Source organism: Verrucomicrobiia bacterium, from assembly GCA_035765895.1.
In the GTDB taxonomy this organism is placed as follows: domain Bacteria; phylum Verrucomicrobiota; class Verrucomicrobiia; order Limisphaerales; family DSYF01; genus DSYF01.
Window position 1 is genome coordinate 13,455 of the sequence record DASTWL010000023.1, and the last position, 21,011, is coordinate 34,465.

A 21,011-nucleotide genomic window follows, 5' to 3' on the forward strand; every position below is an offset into this window, starting at 1 on the left:
AAATGTTGCCCCTTCTTTTTGGCTCCGCCCTCGGCGGCCTGCTTGCGAGCTGCAGCGTGGGACCGAATTACCATCGTCCAACGGGCAGCGTGCCCGGCACCTGGACCGCCTCCAGCGGCGGGGCCAACACGAACGCCGCCCACCTGGCCGAGTGGTGGAAACAATTGGACGATCCCACGCTCGACCGCCTCGTCGAACGCGCGCTGCGGGCGAATTTCGATCTCCAGGCCGCCGCCGCGCGGGTGCGGGCCGCCCGGGCGTTGCGCGGCGCGGCCATCTCCGATTTCCTGCCCACCATTGACGCGAACGCGTCCTACAGCACGGCCCGGCGCAGCGCAAACTCGTTGAACTCGCCCGTGAAATCGATCGACACGGACACCTACCAGGCCGGCTTTGACGCGTCGTGGGAAATCGACATCTTCGGCGGCCAGCGCCGCGCACTGGAGGCGGCCACCGCGCAGTTGCAGGCCGTCGAGGAGGGGCAACGCGATGTGCAGGTCACCCTGCTGGCGGAAGTGGCGCGCTACTACGTGGATTTTCGGGGCACCCAGCAGCGGCTCGCCATCGCCCGGAAAAATCTGGAGGCCCAGGCCGAAGTGTTGAACCTGACGCAACTGCTGCTCGACAAGGGGCTCGCCACGCAGCTCGACGTGGCCCAGGCAAAAACCGTGTTCGCGGCCACCAAGTCCGCCCTGCCCGCCCTCGAAACGACGCTGCAACAGGACAATCATCGCCTGTGCACATTGCTGGGCGTGGCGCCGGGTTCCCTGGATGGCGACCTGGCCGCCGAAGCGCCCATCCCGCCGGCGCCGCCGGAAATCCCGGTGGGCCTGCCGTCCGATTTGCTGCGACAACGGCCGGACATTCGCGCCAGTGAACGGCAACTCGCCGCCACCACCGCCAACATTGGCGTGGCGCAGGCCGAACTGTTGCCGAAGTTTTTCCTGACCGGCTCGGGCGGCTTTCAAAGCCTGCATGCCAGCAATTTGATTTCGCCCGCGAGCGAATTCTGGTCCGCCGGCCCCTCCGTGCAATGGCGGCTGCTGGAATACCCGCGTCTCAAGGCCGCCGTCAACGCGCAGACTGCGCAGCAGGAGCAGGCGCTGGCGCAGTTCAATCAGACCGTTCTGCTTTCGCTCGAGGACGTCGAAAACGCCGTGGTGGCCTGGAACAAGGAGCACGAACGTTATCAATCCCTGACTGAAGTCGTGCAGGCGAACCGGCAGTCCCTCGATCTCGCAAAGCAACTTTATCAAAACGGTCTGGGCGAATTTCTCAACGTGCTGCTGGCCGAACGGACGCTTTACCAGGCCGAGGACGCGCTCGTGCAAAGCCAGAGCACCATGACGGAAAATGCCGTGGCGCTTTACAAGGCGCTGGGCGGCGGCTGGGCCACGACCTCCAAACCATGACTGTGATCAAAACCATGCATTCCGGGAAAAGCCTGCTGAACCTCCCGCTCGCCGCGCTGTTGCTGGCCGGGCCGGCCGGCTGCTCGCACGAGTCCAACGGACCGGCGAGCACGTCGATTACCAAACCCAAGGCTGCGGACCTGCCGGTGCCGGTCATCGCCGCCCAGGCGGCCCGACAAAACGTGCCCATCACGCTGACGGCGATCGGCAACGCGCGGGCGCTGGCCAGCGTCGCCATCAAGGCGCGCGTGGACGGCCAGCTCGTGAGCGTCGCCTTCCAGCAAGGCGACGAGGTCAAGGCCGGCGAAACCATTTTCCAGCTCGACGCGCGCCCGTTTCAGGCGGCCCTGGACCAGGCGCAGGCCGTGCTTGGCCGGGACGAAGCCTCGCTTGAGAACGCCGAAGTGGACATGCGGCGCACCGACGACCTGGCCAGCACGAAGGCCGTCACCGCATCGCTTGTGGATGCCAACCGCGCGAAGGTCGCCGCGTTGCGCGCGACCGTGGCGGCCGACAAGGCGGCGGTGGAAAGCGCCCAGTTGCAGCTCTCGTTCTGCTCCATCACCGCCCCCGTCACCGGGCGCATCGGCTTGTTGCAGGTGGACGCCGGCAACATGGTGAAGAACAACGACACCGTGCTCGCCACCGTCAACCAGGTCCGGCCGATCTACGTGGATTTCTCCGTGCCGGAACAATCGCTGCTGGCCGTGCGGCGCGCGGCCAATGCGGGCCGGCTGCACGTGCAGGCGGCAATCCCTGATCACGCCGCGGAAACGGTCACGGGCGAACTCGAAGTGGTGGACAACCAGGTGGACCCCACGACGGGCACGGTGCTCCTGCGCGCGAAGTTTGCCAACGCGGATGAGCGCCTGTGGCCGGGCCAGTTTGTGAACGTCACGTTGAGCGTGGGCGAAATCACCAACGCCGTGGTGGTTCCGTCCCAAGCCATCCAGGTCAGCCAGGAGGGCGAGTTTGTATTCGTCGTCAAGCCGGACAGCACCGTCGAAAAGCGCCTGGTCAAACTGGGCATTGCCACGGACGGCCAGACGGTCATTGAACAGGGAGTGCAGGCCGGCGAAACCGTCGTCACGGACGGCCAGTTGAAGCTTGTGCCCGGCGGCAGGGCGGAGATCAAATCGCCCGCCGCCGACGCGCCGGCGAAGCCGGAGAACGGGGGGACGGCATGAGCGTTCCGGAGCTGTTCATCCGCCGCCCAGTCATGACCACGCTGGTCATGCTGGGCATCCTGCTCTTCGGCATCATCAGCTATCGCGCGCTGCCGGTCAGCGACCTGCCGAGCGTGGATTATCCGACGATTCAGGTTTCCGCCAGCCTGCCCGGCGCCAGCCCGGAGACGATGGCTTCGGCCGTCGCCACGCCGCTGGAAAAGCAGTTCTCGACCATTCCCGGCGTGGATTCGATGTCGTCGGTGAGTTCCCTGGGCAACTGCCGCATCACGATTCAATTCTCGCTCGACCGCAACATTGACGCGGCGGCGCAGGACGTGCAGGCGTCCATATCCAAGGCCTCACGGCAGTTGCCCACCGGCATGCCGACGCCGCCGACCTTCAACAAGGTGAACCCGGCGGACTCGCCGATTCTCTATCTGGCGCTTACGTCGGACACGCTGCCGCTGTCCACGGTGGACGAATACGCAGAGACGCTCATTGGCCAGCGCCTGTCGATGGTGAAAGGCGTGGCGCAGGTCGGCGTGTTCGGTGCGCAGGCCTACGCGGTGCGGGTGCAGCTCGATCCGAGCGCGCTGGCGAGCCGCGGCATCGGCATTGACGAAGTGCAGAGCGCCATTGCCCAGGGCAACGTCAACCTGCCGACCGGCACGCTGGACGGGCCGCATCAGGCCTTCACCGTCCAGGCCAACGGCCAGTTGTTCCGCGCGGCGGACTACCGGCCGCTCATCGTGGCGTATCGCAACGGCCAGCCGGTGCGGCTGCGTGAACTTGGCCGCGTGATTGACAGCGTGCAGAACGACAAGGCCGCCGCGTGGTTCAACGGCAAGCGCGGCATCGTGCTCGCCATCCAGCGGCAGCCGGGCGAAAACACCGTCCGCGTGGTGGATGACATCCGCGCCACCCTGCCCACGCTGCGGGCCCAGATTCCGGGCGCCGTGAATTTCGAGGTGCTGTATGACCGTTCGCAGTCCATTCGCGAGTCGGTGCATGACGTGCAGTTCACGCTAGGCCTCACCGTGGCACTGGTGGTCATGGTGATTTTCGTCTTCCTGCGCAACATCTCCGCCACGGTCATTCCGAGCCTGGCGCTGCCCATGTCGCTCATCGGCACGTTCGCGGTCATGTATCTCCTGGGTTACAGCGTGGACAACCTCTCGCTGATGGCGCTCACCCTGTCCGTCGGCTTCGTGGTGGACGACGCCATCGTCATGCTGGAGAACATCGTGCGCCACATGGAGCACGGCGAACCGCCCTTCACCGCCGCGCTGAAGGGCTCGCGCGAAATCGGCTTCACGATCATTTCCATGACCTTGTCGCTCGCGGCGGTCTTCATCCCGGTGCTGTTCATGGGCGGCATTCTGGGACGGCTGCTGCATGAATTCGCCGTGACCATCATGACCGCGGTGCTGGTGTCCGGCTTCGTGTCGCTCACGTTGACGCCGATGCTGTGCAGCCGCTTCGTGCGGCCGCCGGCGCAGGCGCACCACGGCAAGGTTTACGCGCTGACGCAAAAATTCTTCGACGGCCTGCTGCTGGTTTACGAACGGACGCTGCAGGTGGTGTTGCGGCACCGGCTCATCACCCTCGGCGTGTCCGCCCTGGTGCTGGTGGCGACGGGCTGGTTCTTTGTGAAAATTCCCAAGGGCTTCTTCCCCAGCGAGGACACGGGCCAGATTTTCATCGTGACCGAAGGCGGGCAGGACGCCTCGTTTGAATCCATGCGCGAGCATCAGTTGCAGCTCATGAAGATTGTGGACCAGGAGCCCGGCGTGCAGAACTACATTTCCGCCATCGGCGCCGGCGGGCCCAGTTCCACGCCCAACGCGGGCCGCATCTTCATCCGCTTGAAACCGCGTTCAACCGGGCGCCCGCACGTGGATCAAATCATCCAGGACCTGCGCAAGAAAATGTCCGCCGTGCCCGGCATCGGCGCCTACCCGCAGAATCCGCCGCTCATCCGCATCGGCGGCTCGTTCACGAAGAGCCTGTATCAGTTCACGCTGCAAGGGCCGGATTTGCAGGAGCTGTATCGCTGGGTGCCCATCGTGCAGAAAAACATGGCCGCCCTGCCCGGCCTGCAGGACGTCACGAGCGACCTGCAAATCGCCTCGCCGCAGGTGATGGTCCACATCAATCGGGACAAGGCCCGCGCGCTGGGTGTCACCGCCGAGCAGATCGAGGACGCGTTGAACAACGCCTACGGTTCGCGCCAGGTTTCGACCATTTACGCGCCCGTGGACCAGTATTGGGTCATCATGGAAGTCCTGCCGGAAAAGCAGAACGATCCGGCGGCGCTGGCGCAGCTCTACATCCGCTCCGCCACCGGCAAGCTCATCCCGTTGCTGGCCGTGGCGGACATCACGCGCGACGTGGGCCCGCTGACGGTGAATCACTTTGGCCAGCTGCCGGCGGTGACGATTTCCTTCAACCTCGCGCCGGGGCATTCGCTCGGCACGGCCGTGGACGACGTGCAGCAAATGCTCACCAAAATCCGCCTGCCCGCCACACTGAGCGGCAGTTTCCAGGGCCAGGCACAGGTGTTTGAAAGCTCCGTAAAAGGACTCGGGATTCTGCTGGTGATGTCCATTCTGGTCATCTACATGATCCTGGGGATTCTTTACGAAAGCTTCATCCATCCGCTGACCATTCTCTCCGGCCTGCCGTCGGCGGGCTTTGGGGCGCTGCTCACGCTGGAGTTGTTTCACATTGACCTGAACCTTTACGCGTTCGTCGGCCTCATCATGCTCGTCGGCATCGTGAAGAAAAACGCCATCATGATGGTGGACTTTGCCATCGAGGCCCGGCGCGAAGGCAAGACACCGTTCGACGCCATTTACCAGGGCTGCGTGCTGCGGTTCCGGCCCATCATGATGACGACGATGGCCGCCCTGATGGGCACGCTGCCCATTGCCTTCGGCTTCGGAGCCGGCGGCGAATCGCGGCAGCCGCTCGGTCTGGCCGTTGTGGGCGGCCTGATCGTGTCGCAACTGCTGACGCTCTACATCACGCCGGTATATTACCTTTATCTGGAATCGTTCCAGGCTTGGCTGAGCCGCCACTTTGGCCGCCGGCCGGCCGTGGTGCCAACCGCCACCCAAACCGCCTGATCTGATTATGCCCGAACCTGTCCCCAACCTTTCCACGCCCGCCGCCGCGGAATCAACCCCGCCGGCCGGCAGCCGACGTCGCCTTGTCCTGGCCATTGCCGTGGGCGTTGGCCTCGCCGTGCTGTTCTTCTTTGGCCTCCGTTATCTGGTGGCCGCCTTCACGCATGAAGACACCGATGACGCGTTCATCGAGACCGGCGTGGTGGGCATTTCCCCCAAAGTGGCCGGCATCGTGGCCGCCGTGCACGTGCGGGACAATCAATGGGTCAATGCCGGCGATCCGCTCGTGGACATTGACGCGCGCGACTATGAAACCGCCCTCGCCCGCAAGCAGGCATCGCTGTCCGTCGCGCAGAGCAACAAGAAGAGCGCCGAAGCCGCCTATCAAGTGATGCAGGCCAAGCTCGCCACGGCGGAGGCCACCGCCAAACAATCGGCGTCCGAGGCAGCGGCGTCGCAGGCCACCGCGGACAAGGCCGACGCCGATTTGAAGCGCGCGGAAACGTTGCGCGAACAGAAGGTGCTCTCCCAGCAGGAATACGACCAGATTCGCGCCACGGCGCTGACCACGGCCGCGACTGCCGCCGCCGACCGCGACAAGGCGAGGAGCGATGAATCCAAGGTGAACGAGGCCCGCGCGCAATTGGACGCGGTGGTGGCCGCGCTCGAAATGGTGCAATCCCAAATCGCCGAGGCGCAGACGGAGGTGAAATCGGCGAACCTCGACCTCTCCTACACGCGCATTTACGCCCCCACCAACGGCGCCGTGACGCGCAAGTCGGTGCAGGAAGGCGAATACGTCCAGGCCGGCCAGAAGCTGCTGGCCATCGTGCCTTCCAACGTCTGGGTGATCGCCAATTTCAAGGAGACCCAGCTGGACCACATCCGCCCGGGAATGCCGGTAAAAATTCATGTGGACGCCTACCCGGAGCAGGCGTTGCGCGGCCATGTGGACAGCGTGCAGGCCGGCAGCGGCGCGCGGTTCAGCCTGTTGCCGCCGGAAAATGCGGTGGGCAATTTTGTGAAAGTAGTCCAGCGCGTGCCGGTGAAAATCCTGTTCGACGACGCCCCCGACCGCACACGCACGCTGGGGCCGGGCATGTCCGTCGTGCCGTCCGTGCGGACCCGCGATTTTGCCCCGCCGGAAGCGCTGCTGGCCATGGCGGCTGTCGTCCTCGCGGCCCTCGGCACCTGGCTCGGCATCAAGGCCCTGCCCGACCGCGAAGAAAAAACGAACCCCTGAGATGGCAACTCCGGCCCCAGGCGCAGCGGAATGGCGGCCCCGGCACAGTCCCTGGCTGATTGCCGCGGCGGTCGTGTCCGCGACGTTCATGGAAGTGCTCGACACTTCCGTGGCGAACGTTTCACTGCCGCACATCGCGGGCAACCTGTCCGTCACCGCCGAGGAATCCACGTGGGTGCTGACGAGCTATCTCGTGTCCAACGCGATCATCCTGCCAATGGCCGGCTGGCTGGGACGCTTCTTCGGGCGTAAACGGCTGTTCCTGGGGTGCATCACGCTGTTCACGCTCGCGTCCGTGCTGTGTGGCATGGCGACGAGCCTGGACTTCCTGATTCTCGCGCGCGTGTTGCAGGGCATCGGCGGCGGCGCCATGGTGCCGATTTCCCAGGCGATTTTGCTGGAAAGTTTTCCGCCCAACAAACGCGGAGCGGCCATGGCCGCGTTCGGCATGGGCGTCATCGTGGCGCCCATTCTCGGACCAACGCTCGGCGGCTGGATCACCGACAACTATTCCTGGCGCTGGATTTTTTACATCAACGTGCCCGTGGGCATCTTTGCCTCGCTGATGGCGGAAAAGCTCATCGAAGATCCGCCCTACATCAAACAGGCCCGCGCCGGGCGCATTGACTTTCTCGGGTTCGCGTTTCTCGCCATCTGGCTGAGCACGCTGCAGGTCATCCTCGACCGGGGCGAGCAGGACGACTGGTTTTCCGCCGGGTGGATCCGCTGGTGCGGCGTGCTGTCAGTGCTGGCATTCCTGGCGTTCATCGTCTGGGAATTCCGCGTGCGCGAACCGGTCGTCGATTTGCGCGTGCTGAAAAACCGCAACTTCGCCGTCGGCCTGATGATGATCACGATGCTGGGCGGCGTGCTCTACGGCACCACGGCGGCGCTGCCGATTTTTCTCCAGACGCTGATGGGTTATCCCGCGCTCCAAAGCGGTCTGGCCCTCACGCCGCGCGGCATCGCGGCGTTTTTCACCACCATTTTGGTGGGCCGACTGGTGGACAAGGTGCGCAAACGCTGGCTGCTGCTGACCGGCTTCACGCTGCTGGCCCTGTCCTCCTTCTGGCTGGGCTGCATCAATCTGCAGGTGGCCCTGCCCAACGTCGTCATGCCCATCGTGCTGAGCGGCGTGGCGGTGAGTTTCGTCTTCGTCCCGCTCACAACCGTGGCGATGGGCAATCTGCCGCAGGAGCAGATGGGCAACGCCACGGGGGTTTACAACCTGATGCGCAACCTGGGCGGCAGCTTTGGCATCGCCATGGTTACCACCCTGCTCTCCCGGGTGGCGCAAGTCCGCCAAGTTTCGCTGACCGCGCACACCACGCCCTACGATCCGGTGTTCAACGACCAACTGACGGCCGTGACCCACGCCATCACGCCGGCCGTGGGCGCTGCGAATGCCGGCCCGCACGCGCTCGGCCTGCTGTATCAGGAGGTGCTGGCCCAGGCAAAGTTGTGGGCGTTCGTTTACAACTTCCGGCTGTTTGGCGTGATTTGTCTGCTGGTGATACCCACCACCTTCCTGTTGAAGCGCGTGCAGTCAGGGAAACGCATCGACGCCCATTGAGCCCCGACCGCACGCTTGCTTTGCGTCAGCCGACCATCCAAACCCAAGTCAACAATCCCGCCAGCGCTGCCGCCGTTACGGGCACGCCCAGCCGGGCGAAATCCCGAAACGAAATGTGGATTCCCATTTGGCGGGCCTGTTGCACGACGATGATGTTCGACACACTGCCGACGATGAACAGGCTGCCGCCAAAGCTGTTGGCCAGCGCCAGCACATAGGCCGCGGGCGGCTGGGTCACGTGCGCCACCTTGAGCAGCAACATCACCGCCGCCGAGTTGTTGATGAGGTTGGACAGCACCGCCGTGGCGACGGCCAGGGTGCCTGGCGATTCGAGATGCAGCCCGCCGTGCGCCAGCCAGTTCACCGCCGTTTCGCCGTAGCCGGTGGATTGCAGCGCGCCGGTGACCACGAAAAGCCCCATGAACAGGACCAGGATGGGCCAGTCCACCAAGCCCAGCAGTTCGGCCGTGCGAAACTTGGGGCTGGCCAGATGAATGGCCGCCGCGGTCAGCGCGACAATCTCCTTCGGCAACGGCGTAAAAAACAATCCAATCACCAGGGTCAGGATGACCAGCCCCTTGAGGGTGTGCGGCCGGTCAAACGGATGCGCCGTCATCGCGGCCGCCGCGCCGGTCACGGCGGGAGCGGTTGTGAGCTGGTTGCGGGAAAGCCGCCAGATGATGCCGTAAGCGGCGGCCAGGCTGAACCCGACCGGCACCAGGCACCACAGGGCGTATCGCCCGAAGTTCAGGCCGGCGATCTGCCCAATCATCATGTCCTGCGGATTGCCGACCAGCGTCGCCGCCGCGCCAATGTTGCTGGCCACCGCCAGCGCAATCAGAAACGGGACGGGATTCAGCGCGCGCCGTTGCAGGGCCACCGCCACGACCGGCGCGAAAACAAAGCACACGATGTCATGATTCAAAAAGGCGGAGAGCCCGGCGGTCGCCAGCATGAGCACCAACAGAAACCGGGCCGGGCTGCCCAACTGCGCGGCAATCCGCCCCGCCACGACGTCAAAAAAGCCCGAGAGCCGCAGTTGCGCGGACAGGACGAAAAAGCCGAAGAGCAGCAGAATGGTGGGCCAGTTGATGAAGCCGATGATGTCTGCCGTGGGGAACCCGCCGAACACCATCATGGCAATCGCGCCAAGCATCGCGATGCCGGTGCGGTCCAGCTTCAAGCCGGGCACGTGCCCGACGGCGATGCCGAGATAGGTCAGCCCGAAAATGACCAGCACGGCGGGCCGTTCCATCAAGGGCTGGGCAGCGTCCGCAAGCATGGCGCGCGGCGGGGTTCAATGCGCGAGCAGCTTGCGAATCTCCTGAAGTTCCTTGCGCCGTTCGGGCGGAACCTTGGGATAACGCAGCTTCAGCTCATCGAGCGTGTCCACGATGATTTGAGAAATGATGAGCCGCGCGTTGGGCTTGTCATCCGCCGGCACCACATACCACGGCGCGTGCCGCGTGCTCGTGGCGCGGAGACAATCCTCGTAGGCCGTCATATATTTTTTCCAAAGCTTGCGCTCCTCCAGATCGGCCCGGCTGAACTTCCAGTTCTTGTCCGGGTCGTCGATGCGGTCCAGAAAGCGTTTGCGCTGCTCGCCCTTGGACAGGTGGAGGAAAAACTTCACCACGCGGGTGCCGTTGCGGTGCAGATGTTTTTCCAGGTCGTTGATCGAGCGGAAGCGGTGTTTCCAAAGGCCGTCGTCGCGCAGCGTCTCGGCGGGCAGGTTTTGCGCCGCGAGAATTTCCGGGTGCACACGAACGATGAGCACCTCCTCGTAGTAGGAGCGGTTGAAGATGCCAATGCGGCCCCGCTCGGGCAGGCAGCGGTTCGTGCGCCAGAGAAAATCGTGATCGAGCTCCTGCGCGCTGGGATGCTTGAAGCTGAACACCTGGCACCCCTGCGGATTGACGCCGGACATGACGTGCTTGATCGCCCCGTCCTTGCCGGCGGCGTCCATGGCTTGAAAAATCAGCAACAGCGCATACCGGTCGTCGGCGTAAAGCATGTTCTGCCGGGCGCTCATCCGCTCCGTGTGCGCGGCGAGCAACTTCTCCGCGTCATGCCTGGTTTTGTAGAACGGTTTGACGTGGGTGGCCCACTGGTCGAGCCGCACCTTCTGGCCGGCGCGGACGCGGAAAGGTTTGATGTCGATTTTCATGGGCGAATCCAGGTGGCCGGCGCGTGTGACGGGTTCTAGGTTTGCTGCGCCGTCACGTTACCGCAATCGTCCGCCCGACACCAGCCCACAACCGCCGCCCGGCCGCGGCGCAAATTTTGCCGGATTCAACTGCCCGGCTTGGCCTCAAACGTGAAATCCACCTTCACGTCCTGGTCCTTGACCACGATCTTTTGGGTCTGCTTGCCGGCCTTGCGATGCGCGGCTTCCAGCGTGTATTCGCCGGGCGGAACATTGTGAATGCGAAACGTGCCATCCTTCGCGCTCACGGTAAACCACGGATGGTCGAAGACGCTCACGTAGGCAAACATCCACGGGTGCACGTCGCACTTGAAGCGCACAAACTCCTCCGGCGCCTTGAAGGAAAAACTCAAATCGCCCGAGTTGGGCATCTGCGCCTGGTTTTCCTCCGGATTGTCCGACGCGGTGGGCGTGACGTGCACGTTGTGCAAAACGGGATCCGAATTGCGGACGAGGATTTTTTGTCCGGTCTGACACGCCGCAATGTAAGGATCATACTCGCACCCTTTCTGATCGATCACCAAAGGCGCGGCTCCGGCCCCGGTGGATTTGCCGTGAACATCGGCCAGGCCCACCACGACGTCCGCCAGCCCACCCTGCGGCCCGACCGCGTAAAAGTGCGTGGTCGGCATTTCAGCATGCAGCTTGCCGCAATTTGGATCGTTCTTCAGGGGCGCGATGTCGATTTCCTTGGGCGGTGTGCCTTTGAAAGTAATCGTGCCGTAAATGTCCGCCGCCCGCGCCGCGGACAGGCCGAGCAGCAGGCCGCCTGCGGCGAAGAGCATCGCGGCCAGCGGCGGCAACGAGCGACGATAGTTCGAATTGAGCGGAATCATCCTTGGTTTCATGTGGCTTCCTTTGCGTTTGGTTGTTGGCGTCATCAAAACCGTCCAGCCGCCGACGCCCGGCGCGAACGCTGTGGGAGTTGGACAGCCGGCCCGCGCGAAACGCTCAAATTCCGTCGGGGCCGGGCGCGCGTCCGGTGGCGGGATGCAGCCCAAATTGCACCAGTTTGGCGTGCATCGTGATGCGCGTGACGCCGAGCCAGCGCGCCGCGCGGGCCTGGTTGCCGCCCGCCCGCTGGATGGCCCGGGCGAACAGCTCCCGTTCCACCGCCGCGGTCACCTGCGCATGCACGCCGGTCGATTCGCCCCGCTGCGCGGCGTCGAGAATCTGGTCCAGCCATTCGCCGAGGGATGGCTTGAGCAGCGCCGGCCCGCCGGTGTTGGCGGCAAGCGTGGCCCGCACATGGTCCGGCGAAATGGTGTAGCCCTGCGCCGCCAGCAGCACCTTGCGCACGACGTTTTCCAGTTCGCGCACGTTGCCGGGCCAGTTTTGCTGTTGCAGACAGGTCATCGCTTCGGGGTGAATCGAGGGGGCGGCCGTGCCGAGGGCCGGCCCGTGACGGGCCAGAAAGTAGCGGACCAGTTCCGGGATGTCCTCACGCCGGTGCCGCAAGGCCGGCAGCGTGAGCACGACGACGTTGAGGCGGTAGAACAAATCCTGCCGGAATGTGCCCGCTGCCATCGCGGCCTCCAAATCGCGATGCGTGGCGGCAATGACGCGGACATCCACCGGAATGATTTCCTTCCCGCCCAGCCGCCGCAGCGTGCGTTCCTGCAGCACGCGGAGCAATTTCACCTGCGTGCCCAACGTCATGTCGCCAATCTCGTCCAAAAAAATCGTGCCGCCGCCGGCCTGTTCAAACCGGCCAATCCGCCGCGCGTCGGCGCCCGTGAACGCCCCGCGCTCGTGCCCGAACAATTCGCTCTCGAGCAGCGTCTCCGGGATGGCTGCGCAGTTGATGGTGATGAACGGCGCGGGCGCGCGGTCGCTGTGTTGATACAGGGCGCGGGCGATGAGTTCCTTGCCCGTGCCGGTCTCGCCGCGAATGAGCACATCCACCGGCCGCGCGGCGACGCGGCCGATTTCCTTGTAGATGTCCTGCATCGCCGGGCTGCGCCCGACCAGCGCCTCGCGCCGGGCGGCCGGTTCACCCAACGCCACGGGCTCCGACAGGCGCCGGTGACTGTCAGCCGCCTTGCGGATCAATTCCAGCAGGCGCGGCGGGTCGAAGGGTTTGAGCAGGTAATCGTAGGCGCCCCACTTCATCGCCTCGATGGCGGTGTCGGTGGTGCCAAAGGCCGTGGCCAGAATGATCGGCAGCCGGGGCTGGACGGCGTGCAACTGGCGCACGATCTCCAGCCCGTTCGTGCCGGGCACCTTCAAATCGGTCACCAGCACATCGAACGCCTCCGCCTGCGCGCGCGCCAGTCCGGCGTCGCCGCGCCGCTCCACGACCAGTTCGCAGCCCTCGCCAGCCAGCAGGCGGCTCAACGTGTCCGTGATGCCGGCGTCGTCTTCGATGAGCAGAATGCGCGTGGGCGTCATGCGGTGGCTTGGGGCAGGATGATGCCGAACGTGGTGCCGCGACCGGGCCAGCTCTGATATTGAAGCGCGCCGCCGTGTTTTTCGATGATGCCCGCGGCGATCGACAGGCCGAGGCCCGTGCCGGTTTCCTTGGTGGTGAAGAACGGGTCAAACAAGCGTTGCTGCACTTCCGGCGACATGCCTTTGCCGTTGTCCGAAACTTCGAGGACCGCCGCGGCCTGCTCGCGCCCGCCCAGGCGTTTGCGCGTGGCCCGGATCGTGAGCCGGACCGCGCCATTCTCCCCGATGGCATCCGCGGCGTTTTGAATGAGGTTGATCAAAACCTGCTTGATCTGCGCGGCGTCAGCCTGGACCCGGAGGGCGGGCGTGTCGGCCACGGTCAACTGGATGTTGTGCCGCGCCAGTTGCGGCGTCAGCAGCGTCCCAACTTCCCGCAGGAGCGCCACCGCATCGACCTCCGTCCGCCGCGGTTCGGTGGGGCGCGCAAACTGAAGGAACTCGTTGACGATGCGTTCGAGCCGCAGAATCTCCCGCTCGACGAGCTGGCTGTCGGCATGTTCACGCGAACCCGGCGGGAACTGTTTTTGCTGGATGAACAACGCCGCCTTGATGGCCGTCAGCGGGTTGCGGATTTCGTGGGCCACGCCCGCCGCCAGCAGGCCGAGGGAGGCAAGTTTTTCGCGGCGTTCCAGCAGCGACTGGCTCTCCACCAGTTTCAGGCGCAGGGGCGCGATCAGGTGGCGGTAAACGCCGAAGGCGAGAATGGCGCCCAACAGAAACAAGCCGCCGAGCGACACCAGCACCAGGGTGTGCAACTGGCCGATGGTCTCGTTCGCCTGCCGGACCAGCCCGCTGCGGGACTGGTAATGCGCCTGCGCGAGCGCCTGCCCCAGTTGCGAGAGGTGGTCCGATTCGCGCATGAGCCCGGCGTATTCGGCCAGCGTGGCGCTTTGCTGGCCGAGCGACTCCAACCGCGTCACCAGCACGCGGGCCACGGCGAGATACTTGTCGTAGGCGGTGTCGATTTGCTGCATGAGCGATTGTTCCGCGGTCGTCAGCAGCTTCGGCTTCTGCTGGTCAATCCACCGGTCAAGCTCATGACTGGTCTTGTCGAACCACCGCAAGTCGGCGGCGTCATGACCGGCGCCGTAACGGTAAAGGGACATGTTCAGCTCGCGGACGTAATCCGCAAACTCGGCGGCGATGCGGAAACTCTCGGAATCCACCTGGCCCAGTTGCCCGCGCAACTTCGCGGCGCGGCCCTGGGATGCAAATGTCAGTCCGCCAACCGCAAGTCCCATCAACGCAATCCCCGCGACGAGAATCAGGAACCGCATCTTGACCGTCGCGTCACTGGGTGAGAGCTCAGTTGCTTGCCGCCGCAGCATACTGACTAGACACCCGGACGGCCGGGACGTTCGGTTTGCGCCGCAAAAGCCGGTGAAACCCGCGGCTTCCGCGCCTCCGGCCGGCTGGCACGCGTCCCGCTAAACACAGTCCACAGCGGCCCGCCGGGCCGCCCCAAACCAAACACGCGAAACCATGAAAGCGAATGACCTCTTGATGGAACAAACCCACGGAAGCCGCCCGCCCCGCGAAGGGACCGCCCGCGAGTGGCGCAGCGCACCGGACGACACGTCGCGACGGCTCACCGCCACGGCCACGAAACGCATTCTGCTGGCCGATGATGATCCGGGCGTGCGCGAAATGGTGGGGCGCGTGCTGGAGTCCGAGCATTATGTGGTCACCTTTGCCCGCAACGGCCGTGAAGCCGCCCAGCGGTTTTCCGCCAGCGCTCCCGATCTGGTGTTGCTGGATTTGAACATGCCGGATGGCGACGGCTGGAAGACCTTCGGCCAGATGTGCCATGAGGATCCGCTGGTGCCCGTCATCGTCATCACCGCGCGGCCGCATCAACTGACCAACGCCGTCGAACTGGGCGTCGATGCGTTGATGGAAAAACCGCTGAACCTGCCGTTGCTGCTCGAAACCATCCGCAACCTGATGGCCGAAACCGAGGCCGAACGCACCCAGCGCCTCACGAATCCGGAGTTCAAAACCGTCCTGCTGAGGCCGGCCGACAGCCCACGCCAACCGCAACCCGCCACATGAACGCCAAAGCCAGGGCCCAAACCCTCGCCGCCGCCCACGGAAAAACGCTTTTGCTCGTGGACGACGAACCCGCCGTGCGCGAAATGGTGGGCCGCGTGCTGGCGCAGGAGGGCTATCGCGTGCTGACGGCTGCCAACGGCGCCGAGGCCGTGGCCATGGCGGCCGCGGATGCGGTGGATGCCGCCCTGCTGGACTTGAACCTGCCGGGCCAGAGCGGCTGGGACACATTCGAACGGCTCACCACGGCGGATCCTTTTCTGGCCGTGGTGATCATCACGGCGCGCCCGAATCAGTTGCTCAATGCCATCAACGCCGGCGTGAGCGCGCTGCTCGAAAAGCCGCTCGATTTTGAAACGCTTCTCAAAACCGTCCGCCAGGTGCTGGCCGAATCCGACCGGCGCCGCTTGGAGCGCATGACCGGCCAGCGCGAAGACATTTACTATCAGCCCGTAACCCATCCCGCGTGACCCGGATGCCGCAGCCGACCCGCGTGCCGCCCGGCGTCCGCCAGTTGCGAAAAACGTCCGCCGCCGCTGGCGCAATGTCACCCGACGTGTGATAGGTTGTGGCGAAGGGAAACAACCACGTGCGCACCATGAACCAAAACCCCGAGGCCAAATCGGCGCCCGCCACCGAACCGTGGAAGACCGTGCTGCTCTACGGCGACGCCGAATCCGGTTCGTCCGCGCACCACCTGCTGACGCGGGCGGCGGCCCGCACCGAGTCCTCCGCCACGTGGGAGTCCGACTTGTGGCGCTTCGACGTAATGCAGGAAAAGCCCGTGGCCGCCCAGGCGTTGAAACAAGCGCAGAACGCCGATTTGATCATGCTCTCCGCCAAGGCGATTGAGGAGCCACCGGCCTGGCTCATGGAGTGGCTGGGTGAATGGGCGGTGAACCGCACGGTGCCGGATGCCGCCGTGGCGGCGTGGTGCCGTCATGCCGATGATCAACCCGCGACGCCCGGCGTCGAGAAACTCCGTCAGTTTGCCCAAGCGCACGGGCTCGCTTTTCTTTGCGCCAACGACTACCGCCAACCGTCCGTGGTTTGAAGCGCGCGCAGGTCGTTCCGTAAAAACCTCAACGCCGCCGGCTCACCTTCTCCCGGTCGGCCTTTGCCGTTTGGGCAAACAATTCCTGCTGGTGCCAGCCGCCGCCCAGGGCTTTGATGAGTTGCACGGAAGCAATCAACCGCTGCCCCACAAGTTGCGCGTTGGCGCGCTCGGCCAGGAGGGCTTCCCGGCTGGCGTCCACCACGTCGAGATAACTCACGATGCCGGACCGGTAGCGATCCGCCGCCAGTTCCGCCGCTCGCCGGGCGCTGTCCACGGCGCGCTGCTGCGCCTCCGCCTGTTCCGCCAGATGACGAATGCCGGACAGGCTGTTCTCCACGTCGCCAAACGCCACGAGCACCTGCTGACGATAGCGGGCCACGGCTTCCTGATACGCTGCTTGTGAGCGTTTGTAGTTGGCGCGGTTGCGCCCGCCCGCGAAAAGCGGCAACGACAGGCTGGGGCCAATCGACCACGTGTGGCTGTCCCAATTGAACAAATTGTCCACGTCGCCGCTGAGATAGCCGCCGGAACCGGTGAGCGTCAGCACCGGAAAGAAGGCCGCCTTGGCCACACCAATGCGCGCATTGGCCGAGGCAAGCTGCCGTTCGGCTTCGGCCACATCGGGCCGGCGTTCGAGCAGTTCGGCGGGCAGGCCGGCCGGAATCTCCGGCGGCCGGGGATGCCAGGTGTTCGTGCCCCGCGACGGCAGGGCAAAGGCCACGGGATTGGCGCCCACCAGAATCGCGATGGCATTCTCCAGTTCCGTGCGCCGCCGCGCGAGCGAAGCGGCCTCGGCCTGGGTCGTCGCCAGTTCCGTTTCGGCACGGGCCACGTCCAGTTCATTGCCAATGCCGCCTTCAAACCGGCTGCGCACGAGCTGCAATTGTTGTTGGCGCAAATCAACGGTGGCCTGGACGGTGGCGATCTCGGCGTCCAGCGCGCGCAACGCGAAGTAGTTTTGCGCCACGTCGGATTGCAGGGTCAGCAACACGCCATAGAACCCCGCCAGGGACGATTGCGCCTCGGCCCGCGCACTTTCAAAACCGCGGCGCACGCGGCCCCACAAATCCACCTCGTAACTCAGGTCCAACGGTGCGTGAAACGTGTTTGCGGTCAGGGTGCCAAAGCCTGGCTCCTGGTTGGGCGAGTAACGCTGACGCGTCAGACTCGGATCGAGAGTCAAGCTCGGCAGCAAATCGCCCCGGGCCACCCGGGCGGTTGCCCGCGCCTGATCCACCCGCGCCACCGCGGCCTTGAGAGCTTGATTTGACTCCGCGGCCTGCAATTCGAGCCGGTTCAAATCCGTGTCGTCGTAAACTTCCCACCAGCTTCCCTTGGGCAGCGTGTCCAGTGGGTGCCCTTCCTGCCACGTCCCCACAGCGGCCTCCTTGTATTGGCCGGGCGCCGCGTTCGTAGGCGTTTGATAATCCGGCCCCACCGTCAACAGACCCGCACGGGCCGGGCTGGCGGCAAGCATCAATCCCAGGGCCACCACGGTCGCCGTCGCGCCGGTGGCACCCAGCGCCGGACCTTTGGCCGCCGGAGCCGGCGCGGGTTTTTTCTTGGTGCTGAGTTTCATCAGCGAAACATAGAAGACCGGCGTGAGGAAGAGGCCGAATACGGTCACGCCAATCATGCCGGCGAACACCGCCACACCCATGGCCTGGCGCATTTCGGCGCCGGCGCCGTGGGATTTCACGAGCGGAAACACGCCCGCGATGAATGCGATGGAGGTCATCAGAATCGGCCGCAAGCGCAGCCGGCAGGCCTCGATGGCCGCGTCAAACGGGGACAGCCCTTCGTCCTGTTTGTGCTTGGCAAACTCCACGATGAGGATGGCGTTCTTGCACGCGAGCCCGACCAGCACAATCAGCCCGATCTGCGTAAAGATGTTGTTGTCTCCGCCGAACAGCCAGACACCCGTGATGGCGAACAACAGGCACATCGGCACGATGAGAATGATGGCCAACGGCAGCCGGAAGCTCTCGTATTGCGCGGCGAGCACGAGAAACACCAGCAACAAACAGAGCGGATAAACATAGACCGCCGTGTTGCCGGCCAGGATGCGCTGGTAGGTCAATTCGGTCCACTCCGTCTTCATGCCTTTCGGCAGCGTCTGGTCGGCGATCCGGGTGATGAGTTCCTCCGCCTGGCCGGAACTGTATCCCGGCGCCGGGCCGCCATTGATTTCCGCGGCCGGGTAGCCGTTGTAACGCATCGCCCGGTCAGGCCCGTGTGTTTCGGTCACCTTCACAATGGCACCCAATGGCACCATCTGCCCGCTGGCATTGCGCGTTTTGAGACGCGTGACGTCCTCCACCCGGTCCCGGAAACGTGCGTCAGCCTGCGCCACGACTTGATACGTCCGGCCAAACCGGTTGAAGTCGTTCACGTAGAGCGAGCCGAGGTAAATCTGCATCGTCTCAAACAGATTTTGCAGCGGCACGCCCTGCTGCTTGGCCTTCACACGGTCAATGTCAGCATCCAGTTGCGGCACGTTCACGGTGAAGGTCGAGAATACTCCAGCCAACCCCGGTGTCTGGTAACTTTTGCCGATGATTTGCTGCACGTTTTGATACAGCGCGTCGTAGCCCAGGTCCGCGCGGTCCTCGACGTAAAACTTGAATCCCCCAATCGTCCCCAGCCCCTGCACGGGCGGCGGCGGCACCGTCAGGATGAACGCCTCCTGAATCCCGCCGAATTGCCGGTTGAGCGCCTGGGCAATCGCCGGCCCGCTCAACGCATGGCCCGGGCGGTCCTCGAACGGCTTCAACGTGAAGAACACGATGCCCGCGTTGGGCGCCACGCTGAATCCGCTGATGCTCAGGCCGGGAAACGCCACCGCGCTTTGCACGCCAGGCTGCTTCAGGCCAATGTCCGTCATGTGACGAATCACGGCTTCGGTCCGGTCCAGCGACGCGCCATCCGGCAACTGGGCAAAAGCGACCAGATATTGCTTGTCCTGCGTGGGCACGAATCCGGTGGGAACCTTGTTGAAGCCCCAACCTGTCAGCACAACCAGCCCGGCATACACGACCAGCGCCACGGCGCTCTTCCGCAGAATGGAACCCACACCCACGGCGTAACGGTTGCCCGACCAGGCGAAGAGGCGGTTGAAAGGACGGAAGAACCAGCCCAGCGTCCGGTCCATGCCGCGCGCAAACCAGTCCTTCGGCGCATGGTGATCCTTGAGCAACACAGCGCACAGCGCGGGCGAAAGCGTCAGTGAGTTGACAGCCGAAATCACGGTCGAAATCGCGATGGTGATGGCGAACTGCTTGTAAAACTGGCCGGTCAAGCCGCTGATGAACGCCGTGGGCACGAACACGGCGCACAGGACGAGCGCCGTGGCGATGATCGGACTGGTGACCTCGCTCATGGCGCGTTTGGCCGCTTCCACGGGCGACAAGCCGAGCGCGATGTTGCGCTCCACGTTTTCGACCACCACGATGGCATCATCCACCACGATGCCGATGGCGAGCACCAGCCCGAACAACGACAGGTTGTTGATCGAAAAGCCCAGCGCGAGCATCACTGCAAAGGTTCCGACGAGCGACACCGGCACCGCCGCCAGCGGAATGATCGAGGCGCGCCACGTCTGGAGAAAGAGAATGACCACGAGCACCACCAGCACAATCGCCTCGACCAGCGTGTGCACGACCGCCTCGATGGAATGCCGCACGAACACCGTCGGGTCATACACCACGTCGTAGTCCAGGCCGTCCGGAAAGTTTTTCTTCAACTCCTCCATCGTGCGGCGGACGTTGGCCGAAAGTTCAAGCGCGTTGGCACCGGGCGTCTGAAAGATCGGCAGCGCCACCGCGGTCCGGTTGTTCAACAGCGACCGCAACGCGTAGCTGTCCGCGCTGAGTTCGACGCGCGCCACGTCCTTGAGCAGCGTCTTTTCGCCATTGGGACCGGTCTTCACGATGATCTGGCCGAATTCATCGGCGGAAACCAGACGGCCCTTGGCGTTGATCTGCATTTCGAAGTTCACCGGCTCGCCGACCGGCTGCTGCCCGATGGCCCCGGCCGCCACCTGCACGTTCTGCTCGCGAATCGCGCTGACCACGTCACTGGCCGTGAGATTGCGCGCCGCGATTTTATCCGGGTTGAGCCAGATGCGCATCGCATAGTCACCCGAGCCAAACACGCGCACCTCGCCCGCGCCGGGAATGCGCGCCAGCACGTCCTTCACCTGCAACGTGGCGTAATTGCGGATGTAAACGGCATCGTAGCGGTTGTTCGGTGAGAAGAGGTGCACCACCATCGTGAGGTCGGGCGACTGCTTGGTGGTCGTAACGCCAAGGCGCCGGACTTCCTCGGGCAGTTTGGGCAGCGCCTGCGACACGCGGTTCTGCACCTGGACCTGCGCCTTGTCCACATCCGTCCCGAGCTTGAACGTGATGGTCAGCGTCATCACACCGTCACCGGTGGATTGCGAAAACATGTAGAGCGAATCCTCGACGCCGTTGATCGCCTGCTCGAGCGGCGAAGCGACCGTTTCCGCAATGGTCTTGGGGTTGGCGCCCGGATACGTGGCGCGCACGACCACCGTGGGCGGAACGACTTCGGGATACTCGCTGATGGGCAGCTTCCACATGGCGATGGCGCCCACGAGGAAGATGAGGATCGAAAGCACGCCGGCAAAAATCGGCCGGCGAATGAAAAAGTGTGAAAAATTCATACCTTCAAACAGTGGAGGTTGGGAACAACTAAGTTG

At 64.4% G+C, this 21,011-nt stretch carries 14 protein-coding genes and 1 pseudogene; 8 read left to right on the top strand and 7 right to left on the bottom strand.

Features of this window, described 5'->3' with window-relative positions:
- Positions 1 to 2: 2 nt before the first annotated feature.
- From VFV96_04880 to VFV96_04900, 5 genes are read left to right on the top strand one after another with little or no spacing between them, the layout of a single operon-like run.
- Entirely contained in the window at positions 3 to 1,412 is a 1,410-nt protein-coding gene (locus VFV96_04880) for an efflux transporter outer membrane subunit (protein HEU5069735.1), read from the top strand.
- Complete coding sequence (locus VFV96_04885) at positions 1,409 to 2,599, top strand: efflux RND transporter periplasmic adaptor subunit (protein ID HEU5069736.1); 1,191 nt, start codon at positions 1,409 to 1,411, stop codon at positions 2,597 to 2,599. The genes VFV96_04880 and VFV96_04885 overlap by 4 nt, the downstream gene beginning before the upstream one ends.
- A complete protein-coding gene (locus tag VFV96_04890; GenBank protein HEU5069737.1) occupies positions 2,596 to 5,709 on the top strand; it encodes an efflux RND transporter permease subunit in 3,114 nt (1,037 codons plus the stop codon). Before VFV96_04885 ends, VFV96_04890 begins: the two co-directional genes overlap by 4 nt.
- 7 nt (positions 5,710 to 5,716) lie before the next feature.
- Complete coding sequence (locus VFV96_04895; protein ID HEU5069738.1) at positions 5,717 to 6,952, top strand: HlyD family secretion protein; 1,236 nt, start codon at positions 5,717 to 5,719, stop codon at positions 6,950 to 6,952.
- 1 nt (position 6,953) lies between these two features.
- Entirely contained in the window at positions 6,954 to 8,525 is a 1,572-nt protein-coding gene (locus VFV96_04900; protein HEU5069739.1) for a DHA2 family efflux MFS transporter permease subunit, read from the top strand.
- 25 nt (positions 8,526 to 8,550) lie between these two features.
- Here the strand turns inward: VFV96_04900 and VFV96_04905 are convergent, their stop codons facing one another.
- The 5 genes from VFV96_04905 to VFV96_04925 all read right to left on the bottom strand — a co-directional run bounded on the left by VFV96_04905 (position 8,551) and on the right by VFV96_04925 (position 14,459).
- The gene (locus VFV96_04905; protein ID HEU5069740.1) at positions 8,551 to 9,807 is read right to left on the bottom strand and encodes an SLC13 family permease; all 1,257 of its coding nucleotides are present in this window, start codon (positions 9,805 to 9,807) and stop codon (positions 8,551 to 8,553) included.
- Between the two features lie 15 nt (positions 9,808 to 9,822).
- On the bottom strand, positions 9,823 to 10,692 hold the full coding sequence (locus VFV96_04910) for an ADP-polyphosphate phosphotransferase (protein ID HEU5069741.1): 870 nt from the start codon (positions 10,690 to 10,692) through the stop codon (positions 9,823 to 9,825).
- A 125-nt stretch (positions 10,693 to 10,817) separates the two neighbouring features.
- On the bottom strand, positions 10,818 to 11,579 hold the full coding sequence (locus VFV96_04915; GenBank protein ID HEU5069742.1) for a carboxypeptidase regulatory-like domain-containing protein: 762 nt from the start codon (positions 11,577 to 11,579) through the stop codon (positions 10,818 to 10,820).
- 103 nt (positions 11,580 to 11,682) lie between these two features.
- Entirely contained in the window at positions 11,683 to 13,122 is a 1,440-nt protein-coding gene (locus tag VFV96_04920; GenBank protein HEU5069743.1) for a sigma-54 dependent transcriptional regulator, read from the bottom strand.
- The gene (locus VFV96_04925) at positions 13,119 to 14,459 is read right to left on the bottom strand and encodes an ATP-binding protein (protein HEU5069744.1); all 1,341 of its coding nucleotides are present in this window, start codon (positions 14,457 to 14,459) and stop codon (positions 13,119 to 13,121) included. Before VFV96_04925 ends, VFV96_04920 begins: the two co-directional genes overlap by 4 nt.
- A 205-nt stretch (positions 14,460 to 14,664) precedes the next feature.
- On the opposite strand from VFV96_04925, the gene VFV96_04930 reads away from it, so the two are divergent.
- The 3 genes from VFV96_04930 (at position 14,665) to VFV96_04940 (ending at position 16,285) form a co-directional block, all read left to right on the top strand.
- On the top strand, positions 14,665 to 15,234 hold the full coding sequence (locus VFV96_04930) for a response regulator (protein ID HEU5069745.1): 570 nt from the start codon (positions 14,665 to 14,667) through the stop codon (positions 15,232 to 15,234).
- Positions 15,231 to 15,701, top strand: coding sequence for a response regulator (locus VFV96_04935; protein ID HEU5069746.1), 471 nt, complete (start codon positions 15,231 to 15,233; stop codon positions 15,699 to 15,701). The genes VFV96_04930 and VFV96_04935 overlap by 4 nt, the downstream gene beginning before the upstream one ends.
- Positions 15,702 to 15,829: 128 nt before the next feature.
- The gene (locus tag VFV96_04940) at positions 15,830 to 16,285 is read left to right on the top strand and encodes a hypothetical protein (GenBank protein ID HEU5069747.1); all 456 of its coding nucleotides are present in this window, start codon (positions 15,830 to 15,832) and stop codon (positions 16,283 to 16,285) included.
- Positions 16,286 to 16,313: 28 nt separating this feature from the next.
- On the opposite strand, the gene VFV96_04945 is transcribed toward VFV96_04940, so the two are convergent.
- Together VFV96_04945 and VFV96_04950 are read right to left on the bottom strand one after the other, a co-directional pair.
- Positions 16,314 to 17,867 (bottom strand): efflux transporter outer membrane subunit, encoded by a 1,554-nt coding sequence (locus VFV96_04945; GenBank protein HEU5069748.1) that lies wholly within the window; start codon positions 17,865 to 17,867, stop codon positions 16,314 to 16,316.
- Positions 17,844 to 20,975 (bottom strand): annotated as a pseudogene (locus tag VFV96_04950) (efflux RND transporter permease subunit). Before VFV96_04950 ends, VFV96_04945 begins: the two are co-directional and overlap by 24 nt.
- Positions 20,976 to 21,011: the final 36 nt, after the last annotated feature.